Origin of the sequence: Allobosea psychrotolerans, from assembly GCF_002917105.1 — a bacterium.
In the GTDB taxonomy this organism is placed as follows: domain Bacteria; phylum Pseudomonadota; class Alphaproteobacteria; order Rhizobiales; family Beijerinckiaceae; genus Allobosea; species Allobosea psychrotolerans.
Window position 1 is genome coordinate 102953 of the sequence record NZ_PQFZ01000009.1, and the last position, 19905, is coordinate 122857.

At 66.2% G+C, this 19905-nt stretch carries 14 protein-coding genes; 6 read left to right on the top strand and 8 right to left on the bottom strand.

Annotation, left to right across the window (positions count from 1 at the left end; genetic code table 11):
• Positions 1 to 110 precede the first annotated feature (110 nt).
• Complete coding sequence (gene katG / locus CYD53_RS16425) at positions 111 to 2375, top strand: catalase/peroxidase HPI (RefSeq protein WP_103719164.1); 2265 nt, start codon at positions 111 to 113, stop codon at positions 2373 to 2375.
• Between the two features lie 141 nt (positions 2376 to 2516).
• Here the strand turns inward: katG and CYD53_RS16430 are convergent, their stop codons facing one another.
• The 3 genes from CYD53_RS16430 to CYD53_RS16440 form a co-directional block, all read right to left on the bottom strand.
• Positions 2517 to 3566 carry an amino acid ABC transporter permease gene (locus CYD53_RS16430; RefSeq protein ID WP_103719165.1) on the bottom strand — a complete coding sequence of 350 codons (1050 nt, stop codon included), beginning with the start codon at positions 3564 to 3566 and terminating at the stop codon, positions 2517 to 2519.
• Positions 3563 to 4726, bottom strand: a complete 1164-nt coding sequence (locus CYD53_RS16435) for an amino acid ABC transporter permease (protein WP_245928271.1) — start codon at positions 4724 to 4726, stop codon at positions 3563 to 3565. The genes CYD53_RS16430 and CYD53_RS16435 overlap by 4 nt, the downstream gene beginning before the upstream one ends.
• Before the next feature lie 168 nt (positions 4727 to 4894).
• Entirely contained in the window at positions 4895 to 5923 is a 1029-nt protein-coding gene (locus CYD53_RS16440; protein WP_103719167.1) for an amino acid ABC transporter substrate-binding protein, read from the bottom strand.
• A 341-nt stretch (positions 5924 to 6264) separates the two neighbouring features.
• Here CYD53_RS16440 and CYD53_RS16445 point away from each other — a divergent pair, with 341 nt between their 5' ends.
• Positions 6265 to 9009, top strand: a complete 2745-nt coding sequence (locus CYD53_RS16445; protein ID WP_103719168.1) for an autotransporter outer membrane beta-barrel domain-containing protein — start codon at positions 6265 to 6267, stop codon at positions 9007 to 9009.
• Positions 9010 to 9205: 196 nt separating this feature from the next.
• Here the strand turns inward: CYD53_RS16445 and CYD53_RS16450 are convergent, their stop codons facing one another.
• The 3 genes from CYD53_RS16450 to CYD53_RS16460 all read right to left on the bottom strand — a co-directional run bounded on the left by CYD53_RS16450 (position 9206) and on the right by CYD53_RS16460 (position 12244).
• Entirely contained in the window at positions 9206 to 10249 is a 1044-nt protein-coding gene (locus tag CYD53_RS16450; RefSeq protein WP_103719169.1) for a GMP reductase, read from the bottom strand.
• A 118-nt stretch (positions 10250 to 10367) separates the two neighbouring features.
• Positions 10368 to 11303: an acetamidase/formamidase family protein gene (locus CYD53_RS16455; RefSeq protein ID WP_103719170.1), complete on the bottom strand. Its 936-nt coding sequence runs from the start codon at positions 11301 to 11303 to the stop codon at positions 10368 to 10370.
• Positions 11304 to 11329: 26 nt separating this feature from the next.
• A complete protein-coding gene (locus tag CYD53_RS16460) occupies positions 11330 to 12244 on the bottom strand; it encodes a DMT family transporter (RefSeq protein ID WP_181011909.1) in 915 nt (304 codons plus the stop codon).
• A gap of 504 nt (positions 12245 to 12748) precedes the next feature.
• Between CYD53_RS16460 and CYD53_RS16465 the strand changes: the two genes are divergently transcribed.
• Positions 12749 to 13795 (top strand): AbrB family transcriptional regulator, encoded by a 1047-nt coding sequence (locus CYD53_RS16465; RefSeq protein ID WP_245928272.1) that lies wholly within the window; start codon positions 12749 to 12751, stop codon positions 13793 to 13795.
• Positions 13796 to 13817: 22 nt separating this feature from the next.
• Here CYD53_RS16465 and CYD53_RS16470 read toward each other — a convergent pair whose 3' ends face one another.
• Positions 13818 to 14624, bottom strand: a complete 807-nt coding sequence (locus CYD53_RS16470; RefSeq protein ID WP_245928273.1) for a WecB/TagA/CpsF family glycosyltransferase — start codon at positions 14622 to 14624, stop codon at positions 13818 to 13820.
• A 654-nt stretch (positions 14625 to 15278) separates the two neighbouring features.
• On the opposite strand from CYD53_RS16470, the gene CYD53_RS16475 reads away from it, so the two are divergent.
• The 3 genes from CYD53_RS16475 to hemA all read left to right on the top strand — a co-directional run bounded on the left by CYD53_RS16475 (position 15279) and on the right by hemA (position 18596).
• A complete protein-coding gene (locus CYD53_RS16475) occupies positions 15279 to 16025 on the top strand; it encodes an SDR family NAD(P)-dependent oxidoreductase (RefSeq protein ID WP_103719173.1) in 747 nt (248 codons plus the stop codon).
• Between the two features lie 9 nt (positions 16026 to 16034).
• Entirely contained in the window at positions 16035 to 17294 is a 1260-nt protein-coding gene (locus CYD53_RS16480; RefSeq protein ID WP_103719174.1) for an allantoate amidohydrolase, read from the top strand.
• Between the two features lie 90 nt (positions 17295 to 17384).
• Positions 17385 to 18596: a 5-aminolevulinate synthase gene (gene hemA, locus CYD53_RS16485; protein ID WP_103719175.1), complete on the top strand. Its 1212-nt coding sequence runs from the start codon at positions 17385 to 17387 to the stop codon at positions 18594 to 18596.
• 66 nt (positions 18597 to 18662) lie between these two features.
• Here hemA and CYD53_RS16490 read toward each other — a convergent pair whose 3' ends face one another.
• Entirely contained in the window at positions 18663 to 19859 is a 1197-nt protein-coding gene (locus tag CYD53_RS16490; RefSeq protein ID WP_103719176.1) for an O-succinylhomoserine sulfhydrylase, read from the bottom strand.
• Positions 19860 to 19905: the final 46 nt, after the last annotated feature.

The window sequence follows — 19905 nt, forward strand, 5'->3', positions numbered from 1 at the left end:
CGTCCGACCCTCACTCGTCTAACAGGCCACGACATCGGATCGCGTGCCTGGGCCCCGATCCGCTTGTCGAGAGCACCGCGCAACCGGCGTAACGTGAACTGGAGAGAAGCATGAATGCGAAAACTGAAGCGGGCGCGGGAAAATGCCCGGTCGCTCACGGGACCAGCGGGACCCAGAGCCGCGACTGGTGGCCCAATCAGCTGCGCGTCGATCTGCTGAACCAGCACTCGTCCAAATCCGACCCGCTGGGCCAGGCCTTCGATTACCGCCAGGAATTCGGCAAGCTCGACTATGAAGAGCTGAAGAACGACCTGCGCAAGCTGATGACCGACTCGCAGGACTGGTGGCCCGCCGATTTCGGCCATTACGGCCCGTTGTTCATTCGCATGGCCTGGCATAGCGCCGGCACCTATCGCCTCGCCGATGGCCGGGGCGGCGGCGGCCGCGGCCAGCAGCGCTTCGCTCCGCTCAACAGCTGGCCGGACAATGTCAGCCTCGACAAGGCCCGCCGCCTGCTCTGGCCGATCAAGCAGAAATACGGCCAGCGGATTTCCTGGGCGGACCTCATGATCCTCACCGGCAACGTCGCGCTCGAGACCATGGGCTTCCGGACTTTCGGCTTCGCCGCTGGCCGCGCCGACACCTGGGAACCCGACCAGGATGTCTACTGGGGCCGTGAAACCACCTGGCTCGGCGGCGATGTGCGTTATGCTCACGGTTCGGAAGGCGTGGCGAAGCCAGCCGACGAAGCCGTGCTCGTGTCGGACGACCATGCCGACCGCGACGTGCATTCGCGCAAGCTCGAAAACCCTCTCGCCGCAACGCAGATGGGCCTGATCTACGTCAATCCGGAAGGTCCGGACGGCAATCCCGACCCGTTGCTGGCCGCCAGGGACATTCGCGACACCTTCGCCCGCATGGCGATGGACGACGAGGAGACCGTGGCGCTGATCGCGGGCGGCCACACCTTCGGCAAGACCCACGGCGCCGCCCCGGCCGACAATGTCGGCGCGGATCCGGAAGCTGCGGATCTGGAAGAGCAGGGCTTGGGCTGGCACAACCGCTTTGGCTCCGGCAGAGGCGGCGACACCATCACCAGCGGTATCGAGGTCACCTGGACGCAGACGCCGGCGCAGTGGAGCAACCACTTCTTCGAGAATCTGTTCAAGTTCGAATGGGTGCAGACCCGCAGCCCCGCCGGCGCGATCCAGTGGGAGGCCAAGGACGCCGAGGCCGTCATACCCGACGCCCATGATCCGTCGAAGAAGCGCAAGCCGACCATGCTGACGACCGACCTGTCGCTGCGTTTCGACCCGGCTTATGAGAAGATCTCGCGCCGCTTCCTGAACAACCCGCAGGCCTTCGCCGAGGCCTTCGCCCGCGCCTGGTTCAAGCTGACCCATCGCGATCTCGGCCCGCGCTCGCGCTATCTAGGGCCGGAAGTTCCGAGGGAAGAGCTGATCTGGCAGGATCCGGTTCCCGCCGTCGATCATCCCTTGGTCAATGACGCGGATGTCGCCGCGCTCAAGGCCAGGCTCGCGGCCTCGGGCCTGACCGTGTCGGAACTCGTCGGCACGGCCTGGGCCTCGGCCTCGACCTTCCGTGGCGGCGACAAGCGCGGCGGCGCCAATGGCGCGCGCCTGCGCCTGGCTCCGCAGAAGGACTGGGCAGTCAACCAGCCCCAGCAGCTCGCCAGGGTGATCAGGGCGCTCGAGGACATCCAGATCGCCTTCAACAGGGAAGCGAGCGGCGGCAAGACGATCTCGCTGGCCGACCTGATCGTGCTGGCCGGCAATGTCGGCGTCGAGCTGGCGGCGAAGGCCGCGGGCCATGACGTGACCGTGCCGTTTGCGCCCGGCCGCACCGACGCCTCGCAGGCGCAGACCGACATCCATTCCTTCGAGGTCATGGAGCCGGCCGCTGACGGCTTCCGCAACTACCGGAAGGCGGCACTCGGGCTGCCTGCCGAGGCGGCGCTGATCGACAAGGCGCAGTTGCTGACGCTGACCGCGCCCGAGCTGACCGTGCTGATCGGCGGCCTGCGCGCGATCAACATCAATGTCAACGGGGCCACGCATGGCGTCCTGACCCACCGGCCCGGCATGCTGACCAACGACTTCTTCGTCAACCTGCTCGACATGGGGACGCAGTGGAAGGCGGTCTCCGAGGCCAAGGACGTGTTCGAGGGCACCGATCGCAAGAGCGGCGCTCCGAAATGGACCGGCACGCGCGTCGATCTCGTCTTCGGTTCGAACTCGGTGCTGCGCGCTTTGGCCGAGGTCTATGCCAGCTCGGACGCGCAGGAGAAGTTCGTCAAGGACTTCGTCGCGGCCTGGACCAAGGTGATGAACCTCGATCGTTTCGACCTGGTCTGATCCAGGCAGAAAAAGCCTTCAGCGACCGTCCTTGACGGCCGCTGAAGGCACACTCGATTTGAAAGTCTATGCGCCTCGAACCTGATGGTGCTGGCTCATTGAAGACGGGGCCATTCACTTCGCGCGAAAACGCTCTTGGCTTCAGCGCTGCCTCTGGCGGCCGCGACGTTCCAGCGCCCGGCTCCAGCGCGACAGGCCGTAGCAGATCAGCCAGTAGATCCCGCCGGAGAAGAAATAGGCCTCCATGTTCATGCCGACCCAGGCCGGGTCGGCGAGCGAGGCCTGCGCGATGCCGAGCAGGTCGAGGATCGAGACCACCAGCACCAGCGTGGTGTTCTTCACCAGGGCGATGAACTCGTTCGTCATCGCCGGCAGCGAGATGCGCAGGGCCTGAGGCAGGATGATCAGCCCGGTCGCCTTCCAATAGGTCAGGCCAAGCGCGGTCGCCGCCTCGCGCTGGCCCGAGGGCAGCGCCTGCAGGCCGCCGCGCACCGCTTCCGCCATATAGGCAGCGATGACGAGGCCGAGCCCGATCACGGCGCGCGCCAGCCTGTCGATGCCGACGCCGCTCGGCAGGATCAATGGCAGCAGCAGCGAGGCGAGGAAGATCACCGCGATGATCGGCACGCCGCGCCAGAATTCGATGAACAGGATGCTGACGAGGCGGACGACCTTGAGCTCGGATTGCCGCCCGAGCGCGAACAGAATGCCGAGCGGGATCGCGATCAGGCTGGAATAGACCGAGATGAACAGGGTCAGCATCAACCCGCCCCATTCACGCGTCTCGACCGGCCTGAGGCCGAATCCGCCGGCCAGGAGCCAGATGCCGAGCGGCGGCAGGATGACGAGGGCAGACAAGCCCAGCCGCAATTGCAGGCGTTTCGGCGCGAAGACGATGGCCAGGACCGAGAGCAGGAACAGGATGCCGGTCAGATCGACGCGCCAGCGCTGATCGACGGGATAGAGGCCGTACATGAACTGGCCGAAGCGGGCGCGGATGAAGACCCAGCAGGCGCCGCCGGCCGTGCAGTCATTGCGCGAGGTGCCCACCCAATTCGCATCGATCAAGGCCCAGCGCAGGAACGGCACCGCGATCCAGGCGATGCAGAACGCGATGACGAGCGTGCCGATAGCCGTCGCGGGCGTGCCGAACAGGCGCTTGCGCCAGAGCGGAAGGGTGGCCTCGCTCATCGCGTCACCAGCGCGATCCTGGCATTGTACCAGTTCATCAGGGCGGAGACGGCGAGCCCGATGACGAGATAGACCGCCAGCGTCATGGCGATGATCTCGATCGCCTGGCCGGTGTTGTTCAGCGCCGAGCCCATGAACAGGCTGACCACGTCGGGATAGGCGATCGCCGCGCCGAAGGAGGAGTTCTTCAGCACGTTGAGATATTGGTTGGTCATCGGCGGCATCATCACCCGCAGCGCCTGGGGAATGGTGACGAAGCGCAGGATCGGCCCACGCCGCAGGCCGAGCGCCGAGGCGGCCTCGGTCTGGCCATGCGGCACCGCCTGGATGCCACCTCGGACGATCTCGGCGATGAAGCCCGCCGTATAGGTCACCAGCGCCGCCAGCAGCGCGACGAATTCCGGGATCACGACGAAGCCGCCGCGATAGTTGAAGCCGCGCAGGATCGGGATGTCCCAGCGCGTCGCCAGGCTCGCCCAGGCGATGGCGAGGATGGGGACCAGGATGACCAGCACGAGGCCGATGGCGACGACAGGCGCATCGCGGCCGGTGCGGTCCTTGCGCCTGCGCGCCCAGAACGCGACCAGCCACTGCGCCAGCCAGGCCAGCAGGATCGCGGCGATAGCCCAGCGGAAATTGGCGGGCGCATCCGGCAGCGGAATCGTCAGCCCGCGATTGTTGAGGAAGGCGATGCCGAAGACGCTCAGGCTGTCGCGCGGCGCCGGCAAAGCGGCGATCACGCCGAAATACCAGAACAGCACGAAGAACAGCAGCGGGATATTGCGGACGAACTCGATATAGGCCCCAGCCAGCGTCGAGAGCAGCCAATGCGAGGATAGCCTTGCGATGCCGAGCACGAAGCCGAGCAGCGTCGCCAGCGCGATCGCGATCACCGTCACCAGCATGGTGTTGGCGACGCCGGCCCAGAACAGGCCAAGGATATTGTCGGCCTGGGTATAGCTCGTCAGCACGAAGGGCACGTCGATGCCCGAGGTGCGCCAGAGGAAATCGAAGCCCGAGGCGATGCCGGCCTTGACCATGTTCTGCGAGGCGTTGCGCACGAAATAGACGGTCAGGGCGACAAGCCCGACGATGAGCGCGAGCTGGTAGATCCAGTCGCGCACGCGCTTGTCGTTGATGAGGGCGAGGGCTTTGGTCAAGGGCACGGCATCTTATTGGCTGGCGATGTCATTCCGGGGCTTCGCGAAGCGAAGAACCCGGAACCCACGACCGGGTGAGCGCCGGAAACGGTTAATGGCCGGACGGCCCAGTCGTGGGTTCCGGGTTCACGCCTGCGGCATGCCCCGGAATGACGTTGAGGTTTGCTCTCACTGGAACGGCGGGGTGAAGAGCAGGCCGCCCTTGGTCCAGAGCTGGTTCTGGCCGCGCTCCAGCTTCAGCGTCGAGCCCATGCCGACTGTGCGCTCGAAGCTCTCGCCATAATTCCCGACCTGCTTGATGACCTTGTACATCCAGTCGTCCGGCAGCCCCATCATCGCGCCGAAGCCGCCTTCCACGCCGAGCAGGCGGCGGACTTCGGTGTTCTTGGAGTTGGCCTTCATCTCGTCGACATTGGCGGAGGTGACGCCGAGCGCCTCGGCGGCGATGGTGCCGTTCAGCACCCAGCGCACGATCAACTGCCAGCGCTCGTCGCCCCAGCGCGTCACCGGCCCCTGCGGATCGTTCGAGATCGGCTGGGTCAGGATGACGTGATCGTCAGGCACCTTGAGCTTGACGCGCTGGCCGGCGAGCGCGCCGACGCCGGCGGTGTAGGCGTCGCAGCGGCCGGTATCATAGGCGGTGATGGCGTCGTCGTTCTTCTGGAAATTGGTGATTGTGACCTTGAGATTGCGCTCGCGGAACCAGTCGGCGGCGTTCTTCTCCTCGGTCGAGCCGGCGGCGACGCAGACCGAGGCGCCATCGAGATCGGCCGCCGTTTTCACATTGGCCTTCTTGCGGACGATGAAGGTCTGGCCCTCGTAGAAATTGATGCCCTGGAAGTTGAGGCCGAGCGTCGCGTTGCGCGAGAAGGTGATGGTCGAATTGCGCGCGAGCAGGTCGACCTGGCCCGATTGCAGGATCGGCCAGCGCTGCTGCACCGAGGTCGGGGTGAACTTGACCTTGGTCGCGTCGCCGAGCACGGCGGCCGCCAGCGCCTTGCAGTAGTCGACATCCAGCCCGGTCCACTCACCCTTGTCATTGGCGAAGGAGAAGCCGGGCAGGCCGAGATGCACGCCGCATTCGATATTGCCGCGCGCCTTGATCGCATCGAGCGTCGGGCTCGGAGCGAGTTGCTGGGCATTGGCAAACGAGGCCCCTGCGGCCAGCGCTGCCGCGGCTAGAATTGTCGTCTTCATGATCGTCGCTCTCCCCGAAGCCGTGAGCGGCCTTCTGCGTTGAAGACGCGACTATGCAACAGACGAAGAGAGAGTGGTAGCGGGGGTGGCGATGGCTTCGGGTGGGAAGCGGACAATAGAAGCCTGCCTGGAAGCAGACTTCTGGGCATGTGCCGGCCGCCGCTTCATTTCTGTTTTATTTCTGCGGGTGCATCGCGCGGAAGGGCGAGGTGTCCCGCGTTTCATGCAACCCTCCAATGCTTCAAGCAAGTAACGTCTCAACATTCCCTTGTTTGGCATAATCTAGTTATGGTGACGCGCCACCAGAATCAGTTAGGTGGCGCCGCCTACTGGAGGATCGGATGCGAGCTGGTCTGTCTTATTTTAATAATACTGTAGTATTTATTTTTATATTTGGTATATCTGCCTTTGCACTGAGCGGCACAACCGGCCTCGCAGCAGATTTTACAGCAGGGACCGATCAAGAACTGCGCAACGCCATCGCCGCGGCCAATGCCAGCGCCGATACCAGCTCGACCATCACCCTGACCGGCAATTTTACCATGGGAACCACTGCGCTTCCCGTTCCAACCAAGTCAATTACGATCGACGCCCAGGGCTTTACTCTGAGCGGCCCTCCCGGGGTGAACAGCAGCGGCGCGCCCCAGTTCAGAAATCTAAATGGCAGCAACATTACGCTGCTCGGCAACTATGTTGGCGGCACCGGCACAGCGGGGGCCAATTCCACAGGCGGTTATGGGCTTTTCGCCCTCGGAACCGGCACAAGCCCGCTGATCGTGAACAACGGCACGCTCACCGGTGGCGTTGGTTACATAGCTGGCGGTCGAGGCGGCGCAGGTGCCCGAGTGCAGAGCGGAATCTTTATCAACAACGGCACAGCCCAAGGTGGCTCGGGACGTGGAGCCTTGCAGGGAGGCGTCGGCGTCGAAATCAGTACTGCTTCTCTGACCAATAGCGGCCGCATTCAGGGCGGATCGGGGCCGACGGGCGGAGCTGGCGTACAGGCAATCGGTGGAACAACGAACTCACTGGTCAATACGGGCACGATCCGCGGCGGCACCGGTGTGAGCGGCTCAGTGCTCGCCTCCGGCGTCTTGTGGGGCACCGGCTTCGCGACACTCGACAACCAGGGCACCATTGAGGGCGGCACGGGTGGAGCGGGCATCTGGAGCGGCACGAGCATCACGGCCACGAACAGCGGAACGATCAGGGCAGGCTCCGGACAAGCCAACGCAATCATGGTTGGCAGCGGTGCGACCGCCTTCCTGAATCTCACGCTGAAGGCCGGATCGGTCATCGAAGGGAATGTGGTCGGAAGTTCGGCGGGGACCAACGATGTCCTGCGCTTCGGCGGCGCTGCCGATGCCGGTTTCGACGTTTCCGCCCTCGGCCCGACGGCCCAGTACCGCAATTTCGACATGCTGGAGAAAGCCGACACCGGCACATGGACACTGAGCGGCAGCAGCGACTTCGCCGGCCCGACCAACATTCTCGCCGGCAAGCTCGTCGTGAACGGCGCGCTGGCCGGTTCGGCCGTGACGGTTGCGGCAGGCGCCACACTCGCCGGCTCAGGCACGGTCGGCGCGACGACGATTGCCGCCGGCGGCACCATTGCTCCAGGCAATTCGATCGGCACGATAACCGTGAATGGAGCGTTCGTGCAGCAGGCGGGCTCGACCTATCAGGTCGAGGTCGATCCTGGCACGATGACGTCGGATCTGATCAAGGTGAACGGCACGGCGACACTGGCGAACGGAGCCACGGTCTCTGTGGTGAACTACACCGGCGCGGCTTATGCCGCCGGTCAGCGCTACACGATCCTGACCTCGACAGGGCTGACCGGCACCTATGGCTTTCCCGAGCAGGTCCTGACACCGTTCCTGAGCCTGCGTGACAGCTACGACACCCGCAATGCCTATCTGACCGTGGTCCAGACGCGCAGCGTCGGCGAGGTCGGCACGACCCCCAACGAGATCGCGGTCGGCAAGAGCGTCGACAGCCTGCCGGCCGGCGATCCGATCCAGAGCGGCATGCTCAACCAACCCAGCATCGATGCGGCGCAGCGCGCCCTGAACCAGCTTTCCGGCGAGATTCACGCCTCCGCCAAGACGGCCCTGATCGAGGAGAGCTGGCTGCTGCGCGCGGCGATCAACGACCGGCTGCGCGCGGCCTTCGGCAGCGTCGGCTCGGCCGCGCTGAACTATGGCTACAGCGCGGATCTGGCGCCTGGCGCCAGGGGACCGATGCCCCTGCCGCAGACGAACCGCTTCGCGGTCTGGGGCCAGGGCTATGGTTCGTGGGGCCGGGCCGACAGCGACGGCAACGCGGCCAGGCTCAAGCGTTCGACCGGCGGCTTCCTGCTCGGCGCCGATGCGGCGGTCTTCGACAAGCTGCGCTTCGGCGTGGTCGCCGGCTACAGCCGCAGCGACTTCGACGTAGACAGCCGCTTGTCCTCCGGCGAGAGCGACAATTACCATCTCGGCCTCTATGGCGGCGGCCAGTGGGGCGCGCTCAACCTGCGGGCCGGCGCCAGCTACACCTGGCACGATGTCGAGACGCGCCGCGCCCTGACCTCGGCCTATATCGGCGGCACCCCACATGCGAGCTACAATGCCGCGACCGCACAGGCCTTCGGCGAGGTCGGCTATCGCCTCGAGCTTGGTCGCGCCGCGCTGGAGCCCTTCGCCGGCCTGGCCTATGTCGATCTGCACAGCGACGGATTCAGCGAGACCGGCGCCACGGCTGCCCTCACCAGTCAGGGCGGCGATACCCGCGTCGGCTACTCCACGCTCGGGCTGCGGTCCTCGACCCAATTCGATCTCCAGGGTATGGCCATGACGCTGCGCGGCGGCCTGGCCTGGCGCCACGCCTTCGGAGACGTCGATCCCAAGGCGACGCTCGCCTTCGCCGGGTCCAGCGCGTTCACGATCGCGGGCCTGCCAATCGCGCGCGATGCAGCCATGGCTGAAGCCGGGCTCGATCTTGCCATCGGCCGGAACGCAACCCTCGGCGTGAGCTATGCCGGCCAGCTCGCCGAGGACGCTCAGGACCATTCCTTCAAGGGCGTACTGGCCGTCAGATTCTGAGGGCTTAGTCGCAAGCAAGGCCACAATTCAGCCCCCGCCTCTCCGGCCGGCGGGGCCTTCCTTACGTTTGCCGTGAGCACGGACATCACGCGGCTACATTGAAGCGATCGTTGCTGGCACGCTCACAAGCAGGCGCATGGATCTCCCCAATGGGTCGGGAGCGGCCCCTCCGACCAGGCCGCGCCGGGCCGCACCCTCACCCCCCGAACACCGTGTTCAGCTGGCTGCCGACCATGATGAAGGTGGTGCGCTTGGGCACCTCCTTGAGGCGGACCGCGCCGATATAGGTCATCGCCGAGCGCACCCCGCCCATCAATTCCGACATCGTGCCTTCGACCGGGCCGCGATAGGGCACCTCGACGGTCTTGCCCTCGGAGGCGCGGTATTTGGCGACGCCGCCGGCATAGCGCTTCATCGCCGTGTCCGAAGACATGCCGTAGAAGGTCATGCCGACGGCGACCTTTTCGCCATCGCGCTCCTCATAGCGGATCTCGCCCTCACATTCGTCATGGCCGGCGAGCATGCCGCCCAGCATGACGAAATCGGCGCCCGCGCCATAGGCCTTGGCAAGGTCGCCCGGCACGGTGCAGCCGCCATCGCCGCAGACCAGCCCCTTCAGCCCATGCGCCGCGTCCGCACATTCGATGATGGCCGAGAGCTGCGGATAGCCGACCCCGGTCATCTTGCGCGTGGTGCAGACCGAGCCCGGCCCGATGCCGACCTTGACGATGTCGGCGCCGGCCAGGATCAGCGCCTCCGTCATGTCGCCGGTGACGACATTGCCGGCCATAATCGCGGCATCGGGAAAGGCGGCGCGCGTCGCCTTGACCGTATCGACGAATTTCTCGGTGTAGCCATTGGCGACATCGAGGCAAATCTTGCCGATCGGCGCCTTGGCATGGACGGCCTTGAGCTTGTCATGGTCGCTCGCGGTGGTGCCCAGCGAATAGAAGGCGTTGGCGGATTCGGGCTCCCTGAAGAAGGCGATCAGCTCGTCGACGCCGTAGTGCTTGTGCAGGGCGGCCATGGCGCCGTGCTTGAGCAGCGCGCGCGCCATCGCCATGGTGCCGACCACGTCCATATTGGCCGCGATGAGCGGAAAACCGCTCCATTCCGTGCCGGTATGGGCGAAACGGAAGGTTCGATTGACGTCGACATGGGCGCGGCTGCCCAGCGTCGAGCGCTTGGGCCTGATCAGCACATCGCGGAAGTCGAGCTTTGGATCGTTCTCGATGCGCATGGGGCCTCCGACGGCAACTCGGCGCACGCAGAGGGTCGCGTGCATCGATTCATAGCCGCTCGGGGCCGCGCGAGGCAATCCAGACCGTAGCGCCCGACATTCCCTGGATGGCTTCGGCTCACGCCACCAGGCTCTTCGCCAGCATGCAGTGCACGCCCTTGGAGCCGTTGACCGTCTGGGTCACGCGCAGATCGGCGGCGAGGCTGCACAGCATATAGGCCTCCTCGCGCGCGAGCTTCGTGCGCCCGACGATCAGCGCGATCATCTCGCGCAGCGCCTTCTGGGCGCAGATGTCGAGATCGGGATCGATGCCCATGGTGATGTGGTGGGTCGGCGTCTCCGCCCGGGGCGTCGTGAAGGACAGGTCCTCGCGCAGGATGAACTCGAAGGTGCCTTCGAGCGCGGTCTCGATCGCGGTGACGCAGACCTCGCCATCGCCCTGCGCGCCATGGCCGTCGCCGCAGGAGAACAGCCCGCCCTCGACGAAAACGGGCAGATAGAGCGTCGAGCCCGCGACCAGCTCCTTGTTGTCGAGATTACCGCCGAAGGCGCGCGGTATGAGCGAGGTCAATTTGCCCCAATGCGCCGGAGGCGCGGTGCCCATCACGCCGAAGAAGGGCGCCAGCGGCAGCTCCATGCCCCAGGGCAGATGCGCCAGATTGGTTTTCGCATCGAGCCCGATATGGATCAGCTTATGTGTGTCGAACTCGTCGGGCAGCGTGCCGGCAAGCGGCTTGATCATGGTGTAGCCCCAGTCGGTGCGCAGCTTCACCTCGCGGATGCGCACCTCCAGGACCTGGCCGGGCCTGGCGCCCTTCACCGCGACCGGGCCGGTCAGGATATGGCCGGGCACCGAGCGGTCGGCCTTGGCATGGATCTCGTGGATCTCGGGCAGGACATGGAAGCCGGATTTCGGCTGCGCCTCGGCCGGGCCGGTGACGGTGCGGATCGTCACGCTGTCGCCGCTCGCGACCGTCAGCACGGGCTTCAGCGCGGCGTCGAAGAAGCCCCAATGGCAGGTCGGAAGGCCGGCCTCGAGCAGATGATGGGTCACGGGCGGCCTTTCGGATGTGAGGCAGTTCAAGGGCCCGGGCTGGGAGCGAGCGCCGGCCGGGCATTCTTGCGGATGGTGTAGAGCGTCGCGCCGATGACGATGGCGGCGCCGATCCCGGTGGTCAATGCCGGGATTTCGGCGAAGAACACGAAGCCAGTGAAGCAGGACAGGATCAGCCGGGAGAAGTCGAGCGGCGCAAGCGCGGCCGCCTCGCCGACCTGATAGGCCCGCGTGAGCAGCCATTGTCCCGCAGTGCCGAAAAGGCTGAGCAGGACGAGCCAGAACCATTGCTCCGGGCTCGGCTGTGTCCAGAACCACCAGCACGGCGCGGCCAGCACCGCCATCAGCACGACGCCCTGATAGAGCAGGATCGTCTCGGTGCGCTCGGTCGCCGCCAGCATGCGCACGCTGACGGTAACGCCGGCGCCGAAGAATGCGCCGGCGATCGAGGCCAAGGCATAGATGTTGAGCCCGCTCGCGGACGGATCGAGCATGATCATCACGCCGGCGAAGCCGATGACGGTGGCGATCCAGCGCCGCGAATCCACCTTTTCCTTCAGCACGAGCACGGCCGCGATGGTGACGAAGAAGACCTGGCTGAAGCCGATCGCAGTCGCCTGCGCCAGCGGAATGTGGATGACTGCCGAGAAGCCGCACAGCATCGAGGCGAGCGTGATCAGGCCGCGCGTGATCTGCAGTCCGGGGCGCGTCGTTCGCATCAGCATCGGCAGCGCCGGGCCCGCGATCGCGACGATGACCAGGCTCATGATGATCTGGCGGATCATCAGGATCTCGATCAGTGGGATTGCGGCCCCGACATGCTTCATCGCGCCGACCATGACGGCGTAGACCAAGAGCGACGACAGCATGTAGACCGAGCCGCGCAGATTGGGGCTCGCAATAAGCCAGCGATGGGCGAGGCGATGCCGCAGCCGGACCATCCAGCCGCGCCGCGCGGGCGCGGCGATTTTGGATATCGAGCCGACAACGATGGGCGGAGCCGCCTCCGGGGGCGACTCGTTGGCATGCAGCGGACGGAACGAGGCGTCTACGGCGTCGTCATCGAAACCCGAACGGCCCTGCCGCCCGGTTAGCCGCTCTTCACTCATCGCCCGAACCATCGGCCGCACTTTCTAGCGCGCGGCTCAGTTTCCATCCCCGATGCGAAACCATTGATGAAACGGACATCTTCCGCCAGAGGCCCGGACACATGCCTGGGTTGTGCGCGGCGGGCCGGCCGATGCGTGGCAGCGGCAAGGGCGGCATTCCAGTCCCGGTCTGTTGCGCCCATGCAAAGGCGTGTAGGACGCCTCCAACTTGCGCGGGCGTGTGCCTGCTTCATGCTTGCCAGGGTTCAAGTCGGACGTATGAGGGATCTGCTGTCGAGTCTGTCGGGGGGCCTTCGCGCGCTCGCGCCGGGGCGCTTCCCTTATCGGCGTTTTGCGTTGGCGTTGGTCCTTGGCGGTCTCGGCGGCTGGCTCTTCGTGCAGGGGCGGTTGCCGCTGCCCTGGATGCTGGGCTCGATGGTGATCTGCACGATCGCCGCCCTGCTGCGCGTGCCAGTCGCCGCGCCGCCGGTGATCCGACCGCCGATGACGATGGTGATCGGCGTCATGCTCGGCGCCGGCTTCAAGCCGGAGGTGATCGGACAGATTCCCAACTGGCTGCCGACCATCGCCGGCCTTGTGCTGTTCATGTGCGCCTGCGGCTTCGCCTGCGTCGGCTATTTCCGAAAATTCGCGGGGTTCGACCCGGTCACCGCCTTCTTCGCCGGCATGCCGGGCGGCCTGGTCGAGATGGTCACGGTCGGCGAGGAAAAGGGCGGCGACGCCCGCATCATCGCGCTCATCCACTCGGCCCGCATCCTGCTGGTGGTGATGACGCTGCCCTTCATCGTGCAGTGGATCGGCGGCGTTCCGCTCGGCGGCACGCGGGTCGCGGGACCGTCATTCCAGCAGACGCCGCTCCTCGCCGAGGCCAGCTTGCTGGCCTGCGGGCTGGCCGGCATCGTCGTCGGGCACTGGTTGAGATTGCCGGCAAAATTCCTGCTCGGGCCGATGCTGGTCAGCGCCGCAGTGCATCTGGCGGGGCTGAGCAACGCCGTTCCGCCTTTCGAGATCGTCAATGCAGCCCAGCTCGTGCTCGGCGTCACCATCGGCTGCCGTTTCGTCGGCACGCCGCCACGCATCATCCTGCGCGTGCTCATGCTCTCGGTCGGGTCGACGGTGCTCCTGCTGGCGCTGACCCTGAGCTTCGCCTGGCTGGTCGCGCTGGTCTCGGTCCACGGCCATGTGCCGTTGATCCTGGCCTATTCGCCGGGCGGCCTCGCCGAGATGAGCCTGATCGCGCTGGCGCTGCACACCGAGGTCGCCTTCGTGGCGGCTCACCACATCATCCGCGTCTTCCTGGTGATGGTCTGCGCCGGCCCGCTCTTCGGCGTCATCATCGGACAACGCAAAACGACCGATGGGCGAGTGGCCAATCGCGAGTAGCCAATAGAGATTGGCTACGGTTTCACCGCGTGGATCGACGCTCGAACAACCGGGCGCGCAGCATGCGCAGGACGAAGACCGGATTGCCGAGCACATAGCGGCGCCAGAGCCGGCTGGGCTCCAGCCAGAGCCGGAAAAGCCATTCCAGCCTCAATTGGCGGAACGCCTCGGGAGCGCGCGGAACCTCGCCGGCCAGGAAATCGAACAGGGCGCCGACGCCGGCCGCAACCGAACAATGCTGCGGTCCCAGCTTCTGCGAGATCCAGCGTTCCTGCCGTGGATTGCCGAAGGCAACCAGAAGGAGATCGGGCGGCGTGGCCTCCAGCTTCGCCAGCAGCGCGGCCTCCTCACCGGGAGCGAAATAGCCGTGGCTGAGCACGCTGAAGCGATGCTCGGGATATTGCAGGGACAGGCGCACGGAGGCACGGGCGGCGACACCGGGGCGCCCACCGATCAGGGCGACACGCAGCCGCCGCTTTCCCGACGCGAGCAAGCCGGGGATGAAGTCCGTGCCGTTGAGATTGGCCGGGAAGGAGGCGCCATGCAGCAGCCAGCCGCCGAGATCGATGCCGATCCCGTCGGCAAGGACCAGGAAGCCAGCCAGATCGCGGCGCAGCGCCTGGTCATGCGCCGCCAGATTGACGAGATTGGCGTTGCAGAAGGCAAGCTTGAGATGGCGCTGGTTGGCCATCGCATCGTCGACTTCCGCGAGCGCGGCGGAGCGCGTCAGCACCGCGATGCCGATGCCGCCAATGTCGCGCGTGGCGAAGCCCGGCTTGGCCGGGGCGTCCGCTTGGGTCGCGAGATTGAGGGACAGGGTGGCGGCCACGGGTTCACGCTTGCTCGATGGAACTGGAGCTTACGTCAGCGCCGATAGGGACCATGGGTCAAGTTGAACCCAACGGGAAGGTGAACGGCCTCTTCCTGCAATTGTAGCGTCCGGGTTAATCGAAAATCGCTGCAGATCGACGGTCTGTTTCGATCCGGCACGTCACCGAGACGATGCTCTCGCAACTACAGCTGTAAGTCGAAAAATCTAACCTTTCCGAGTTGCACGCTTCATTCTGGCACGGCGACCTGGCCGCGCGGCGATTGCTGATATGGTTACCGAAATCTATCGATTGATATCCAATCTTGACGCGGCCCGGGCGAACGTGGTGCAGCCGCCGGCTTTCCCGGCTTGCTCCTCTCCCGCAGCGTCCGCTCCAATTGGAGCGTTCGACGGCGCCTGCTTTTTTGCCTTAACGCGCTGTCTTCACGCGACCCGGCGCCCGCCGCGCTCGAGACGCATCTGTTTCAGCCGCCGTCCCTGTCGCGGCCGAATCCGTGCGTTCTGCGCGCGGGCCCTGATGCTGGAATGGGTTCACAGTCGCGGCGGTCACCCGGCTCGCATCGACGAGCGAGCGGGCTCAATGCGAAAAACCGGTTCCCACTTTTTCGCATCCTGCTCTAGGTTGCGGCACCACCGAGCCAGGGGCCGAAGATGAATCAAATCGATTTAAAGAACCGCGTCGCCATCGTCACCGGCGGAGCCCAGGGCATCGGCCGCGCCGTCGCCGAGCGTTTCGCCGCCAGCGGCGCCAAGGTCGCGATCTGGGATCTCGACGGCGATCTCGCGCGCAAGGCCGCGGCCGAGATCGGCGGCGAGGCGACGGGCCTCGCAATCGACGTGACCGATGCGGCTGCCGTGAAGGCGGCGAGCGACGCGCTGGAGGCCCGGCATGGCAGCGTCGACATTCTCGTCACTAGCGCCGGCATCGCCGGCCCCAACCTCAAGACCTGGGAATACCCGCTGGAGGAATGGGCGCGGGTCATGCGCCTCAATGTCGACGGCACGCTGCATTGCTGCCAGGCGGTGATCCCGGGGATGATCAAGCGCAACTATGGCCGTCTCGTCCTCGTCGCCTCGATCGCCGGCAAGGAAGGCAATCCCAACGCCTCCGCCTACTCCGCCTCGAAGGCGGCGGTGATCGCGCTGACGAAGTCGCTCGGCAAGGAACTGGCGACGCAGGACATCGCGGTGAACTGCATCACTCCCGCCGCCGCGCGCACCCGCATCTTCGACCAGATGAGCGAGGAGCATATCGGCTACATGCTGGCCAAGATCCCGCGCGGCCGCTTCCTGCTGCCCGACGAGGTCGCCTCGATGGTCGCTTTTCTGGCCTCGGCCGAGAACAGCTTCACCACTGGCGGCGTTTTCGACCTTTCGGGCGGCCGGGCGACTTACTAAGCTGGTTGCATGACTCAAATGCTTCCCTCCGCAGCCGTGCTCGGTGCGCGCGCCTTCGCCGCGCTTTCCGGCCTCAACCGTTTCACCGACGAGCCGGGCAGGTTGACGCGGCTTTATCTCTCGCCGGCGCACAGGCAGGCGGCCGAGTGGACCAAGGGCGCCATGGAGGTGGCCGGGCTGACCGCCTTCATCGACGCAGCCGGCTCCGTGCAGGGTCGGCGCGAGGGCGCGACGCCCGGCCTGCCGGCGGTGATGATCGGCTCGCATATCGACACGGTGAAGGATGGCGGGCGCTTCGACGGCAATCTCGGCGTCGTCGCCGGCATCCTGGCGGCGCAGGCCTTGCGGGATGCGGGCGTCGTCCTGCCCTTCGCGCTCGAGGTCGTGGCCTTCGGCGACGAGGAGAATGTCCGCTTCCCGACCCATCTCTCGACCTCATGCGCGCTCGCCGGCGATCATGATCCGGCCTCGCTGGAGGCTCGCGATTCCGAGGGAACGCGGCTTGCCGACGCGCTCGTCGCCTTCGGCGGCGACCCCTCCGCCGTCGCCGCGCTGGCGCGCAAGCCCGGCTCGGTGAAGGCCTATCTCGAGGTCCATATCGAGCAGGGCCCGGTGCTGGAAGCCGAGAACGAGGCGGTCGGCATCGTCACCGCGATCAACGCGCAGAGCCGCGCGCGCATCCGCGTCACCGGCGAGGCCGGCCATGCCGGCACGGTGCCGATGAGCCTGCGCAAGGACGCGCTCGCCGCCAGCGCCGAGATGGTGCTGGCGCTGGAGGCGATCGCCGCCGCCCATGACCAGGCGGTCGGCACGGTGGGGGCGCTGCGGCCCGAGCCCGGCGCCACCAATGTCGTGCCCGGAGCCGTGGAGTTCACGATCGATTTCCGCAGCCCCTCGAACGGGACGCTCGTCGCCATGGAGGCCGATATCCGCGCCCGCTTCGCCGAGATCGCGGCGCGCCGGGGCGTGACGATGACGCTGACGCCCTATGCCAAGGCCGAGGCCGTGCCGATGGATGAGGGCCTGCAGGAGGCTTTCGCGGCAGGCATTGCGCGTGCGGGCGCGAATTTGAGCGCGCGGCGGTTGCCGTCGGGGGCCGGCCATGACGCCATGACGATGGCGAAACTCTGCCCGGCTGCGATGCTGTTCGTCCGCAACGAGAAGGGCATCAGCCATTCGCCGCTGGAGAACATGACCGAGGCCGATGCCGGTATCGCGATCCGCGTGCTATTGGAGACGCTGCTGGATCTCGCGCGCCGGGAAGCCTGAGGCGCGATCGGGGCATTTCCCCCGCGACACCGCGTGCCATTTCCCGCTTACGCCCATTTGCGTAGGAGGTAGGCCGTCAGGAGGCGTCCGATGGACTACGAGAACTTCTTCCGCACGGAGCTCGAAGGGCTCCACAGGGAAGGCCGCTACCGGGTCTTCGCCGATCTCGAACGCCATGCCGGCCATTTTCCGCGCGCGACCTATCACGGCGCGCAGGGCCCGCGCGACGTCACCGTCTGGTGCTCGAACGACTATCTCGGCATGGGCCAGCATCCCGATGTGCTCGCCGCGATGCATGGCGCGCTCGATGGCTGCGGCGCGGGCGCCGGCGGCACGCGCAACATCGCCGGCACCAACCACCATCACGTGCTGCTGGAGCGCGAGCTTGCCGACCTGCACGGCAAGGAATCGGCCCTGCTGTTCAACTCCGGCTATATGTCGAACTGGGCCTCGCTTTCGACGCTCGCGTCCCGCCTGCCCGGCTGCGTCGTGCTGACGGACGCGCTGAACCATGCCTCGATGATCGAGGGCATCCGCCATTCGCGCGCCGAAAAGCACGTCTTCGCCCATAACGATCCCGAGGATCTGCGCCGCAAGCTGAAGGCGATCGACCCTGGCCGACCCAAGCTGATCGCCTTCGAGTCGGTCTATTCGATGGATGGCGACATCGCGCCGATCGCGGCGTTCTGCGACATCGCCGACGAGTTCGGCGCCATGACCTATATCGACGAGGTCCATGCGGTCGGGCTCTACGGCCCGCGCGGCGGCGGCGTCAGCGAGCGCGAGGGCTTGAGCCATCGCCTGACCGTGATCGAGGGTACGCTTGCCAAGGGCTTCGGCATCATGGGCGGCTATATCGCCGCCTCCGCCGCGACCTGCGACTTCATTCGCAGCTTCGCCTCGGGCTTCATCTTCTCGACCTCGTTGCCGCCGGCCTTGGCTGCCGGTGCGCTGGCCTCGATCCGCCACCTCAAGCGGAGCCAGGCCGAGCGCCAGGGCCAGCAGGATCGCGTCGCCGCCCTCCGCGCCCGGCTCGACACCGTCGGCATCCCGCATCTGCCCAATCCCAGCCATATCGTGCCGGTGATGGTGGGCGACGCCGTGCTGTGCAAGCGGATCAGCGACGAATTGCTCGAGCGCTTCGACGTCTATGTCCAGCCGATCAATTACCCGACCGTGCCGCGCGGCACGGAGCGCCTGCGCATCACGCCCTCGCCGATGCATAGCGATGCCGATATCGACCATCTCGTCGGTGCGCTGACGGCGATCTGGGCCCAGGTCGGGTTGAAGCGCGCGGCGTGAGGCGTGTCATCCCGCACGCGCCGCAGCACGTAGTGCTGCTGCGCAGACACGGGATGACCACGGTTTTCAGACCGTCGCCAGCGCCTGCTTGATATCGGCGATCAGGTCGTCGGGATGCTCGAGCCCGATCGAGAGCCGGATCATCCCGTCGGTCACGCCCATCGACGCCCGCACTTCGGGTGTGAAGCGCTGATGCGTCGTCGTGGCGGGATGGACGATCAGGCTCTTGGCGTCGCCGAGATTGTTGGAGATGCGGATCAGCTTCATCGCGTTGAGCAGGCGGAAGGCCGCGTCCTTGCCGCTGGCGACCTCGAAGGCGATCAGCGTCGAGGGGCCGCTCATCTGCTTGGCGATGGTCGCGGCCTGGGGGTGGTTCTTGTGGCCGGGGAAGATGACCTTGGACAGCTTCTCCTGGCCTGCCAGCCAGTCGGCGATGATGGCCGCGCTCTGCGCCTGCCTCTGCACACGCAGCGGCAGGGTCTCCAGCGCCTTCAGCATCACCCAGGCGTTGAAGGGCGACATCGCCGGGCCGGTCTGGCGCAGATAAGTCTGGATCTCGGTCTGGATGAGCTCTTCGGAGGCGAGCAGCAGCCCGCCGAGACAGCGTCCCTGGCCGTCGATATGCTTGGTGGCGGAATAGACCACGATGTCCGCGCCCAGCTCCAGCGGGCGCTGGAAGAGCGGCGTCGCGAAGACGTTGTCGACGACAAGTCTGGCGCCGACTTCCTTGGCGATCGCGGCCACCGCCGCGATGTCGATCACCTCCAGCGTCGGATTGGAAGGGCTCTCGAGGAAGAACACCTTGGTGTTGGGCCTGACCGCCTTGCGCCAGGCCTCGATGTCGGGCCCGTTCACCAGCGTCGAGGCGACGCCGTAACGCGGCAGATGCTCCTCGACGACATAGCGGCAGGAGCCGAACAGCGCCTGTGCGGCCACGACATGGTCACCGGCGCGCACGAGCCCCATCACAGCGGCCGTGACGGCGGCCATGCCGGTCGCGGTGGCGCGGCAGGCCTCGGCACCCTCGAACGCGGCCATGCGCTGCTCCAGCATGGTCACGGTCGGATTGGAGAAGCGGGCATATTGGAAACCCGGATCCTTGTTCAGGAAGCGCGCCTCGCATTGCTCCGCACTGTCATAGACATGGCCCTGGGTCAGGAACAGCGCCTCGGAGGTTTCGCCGAATTGCGAGCGCAGGGTGCCGGCATGGACCAGCCGCGTTTCGGGGTGCAGGCTCGCCGCGCCGCCTTCTGAACCTGACATCACCCACACTCCGACCGTTCGTTATAACGGATACGGGGAATATCAG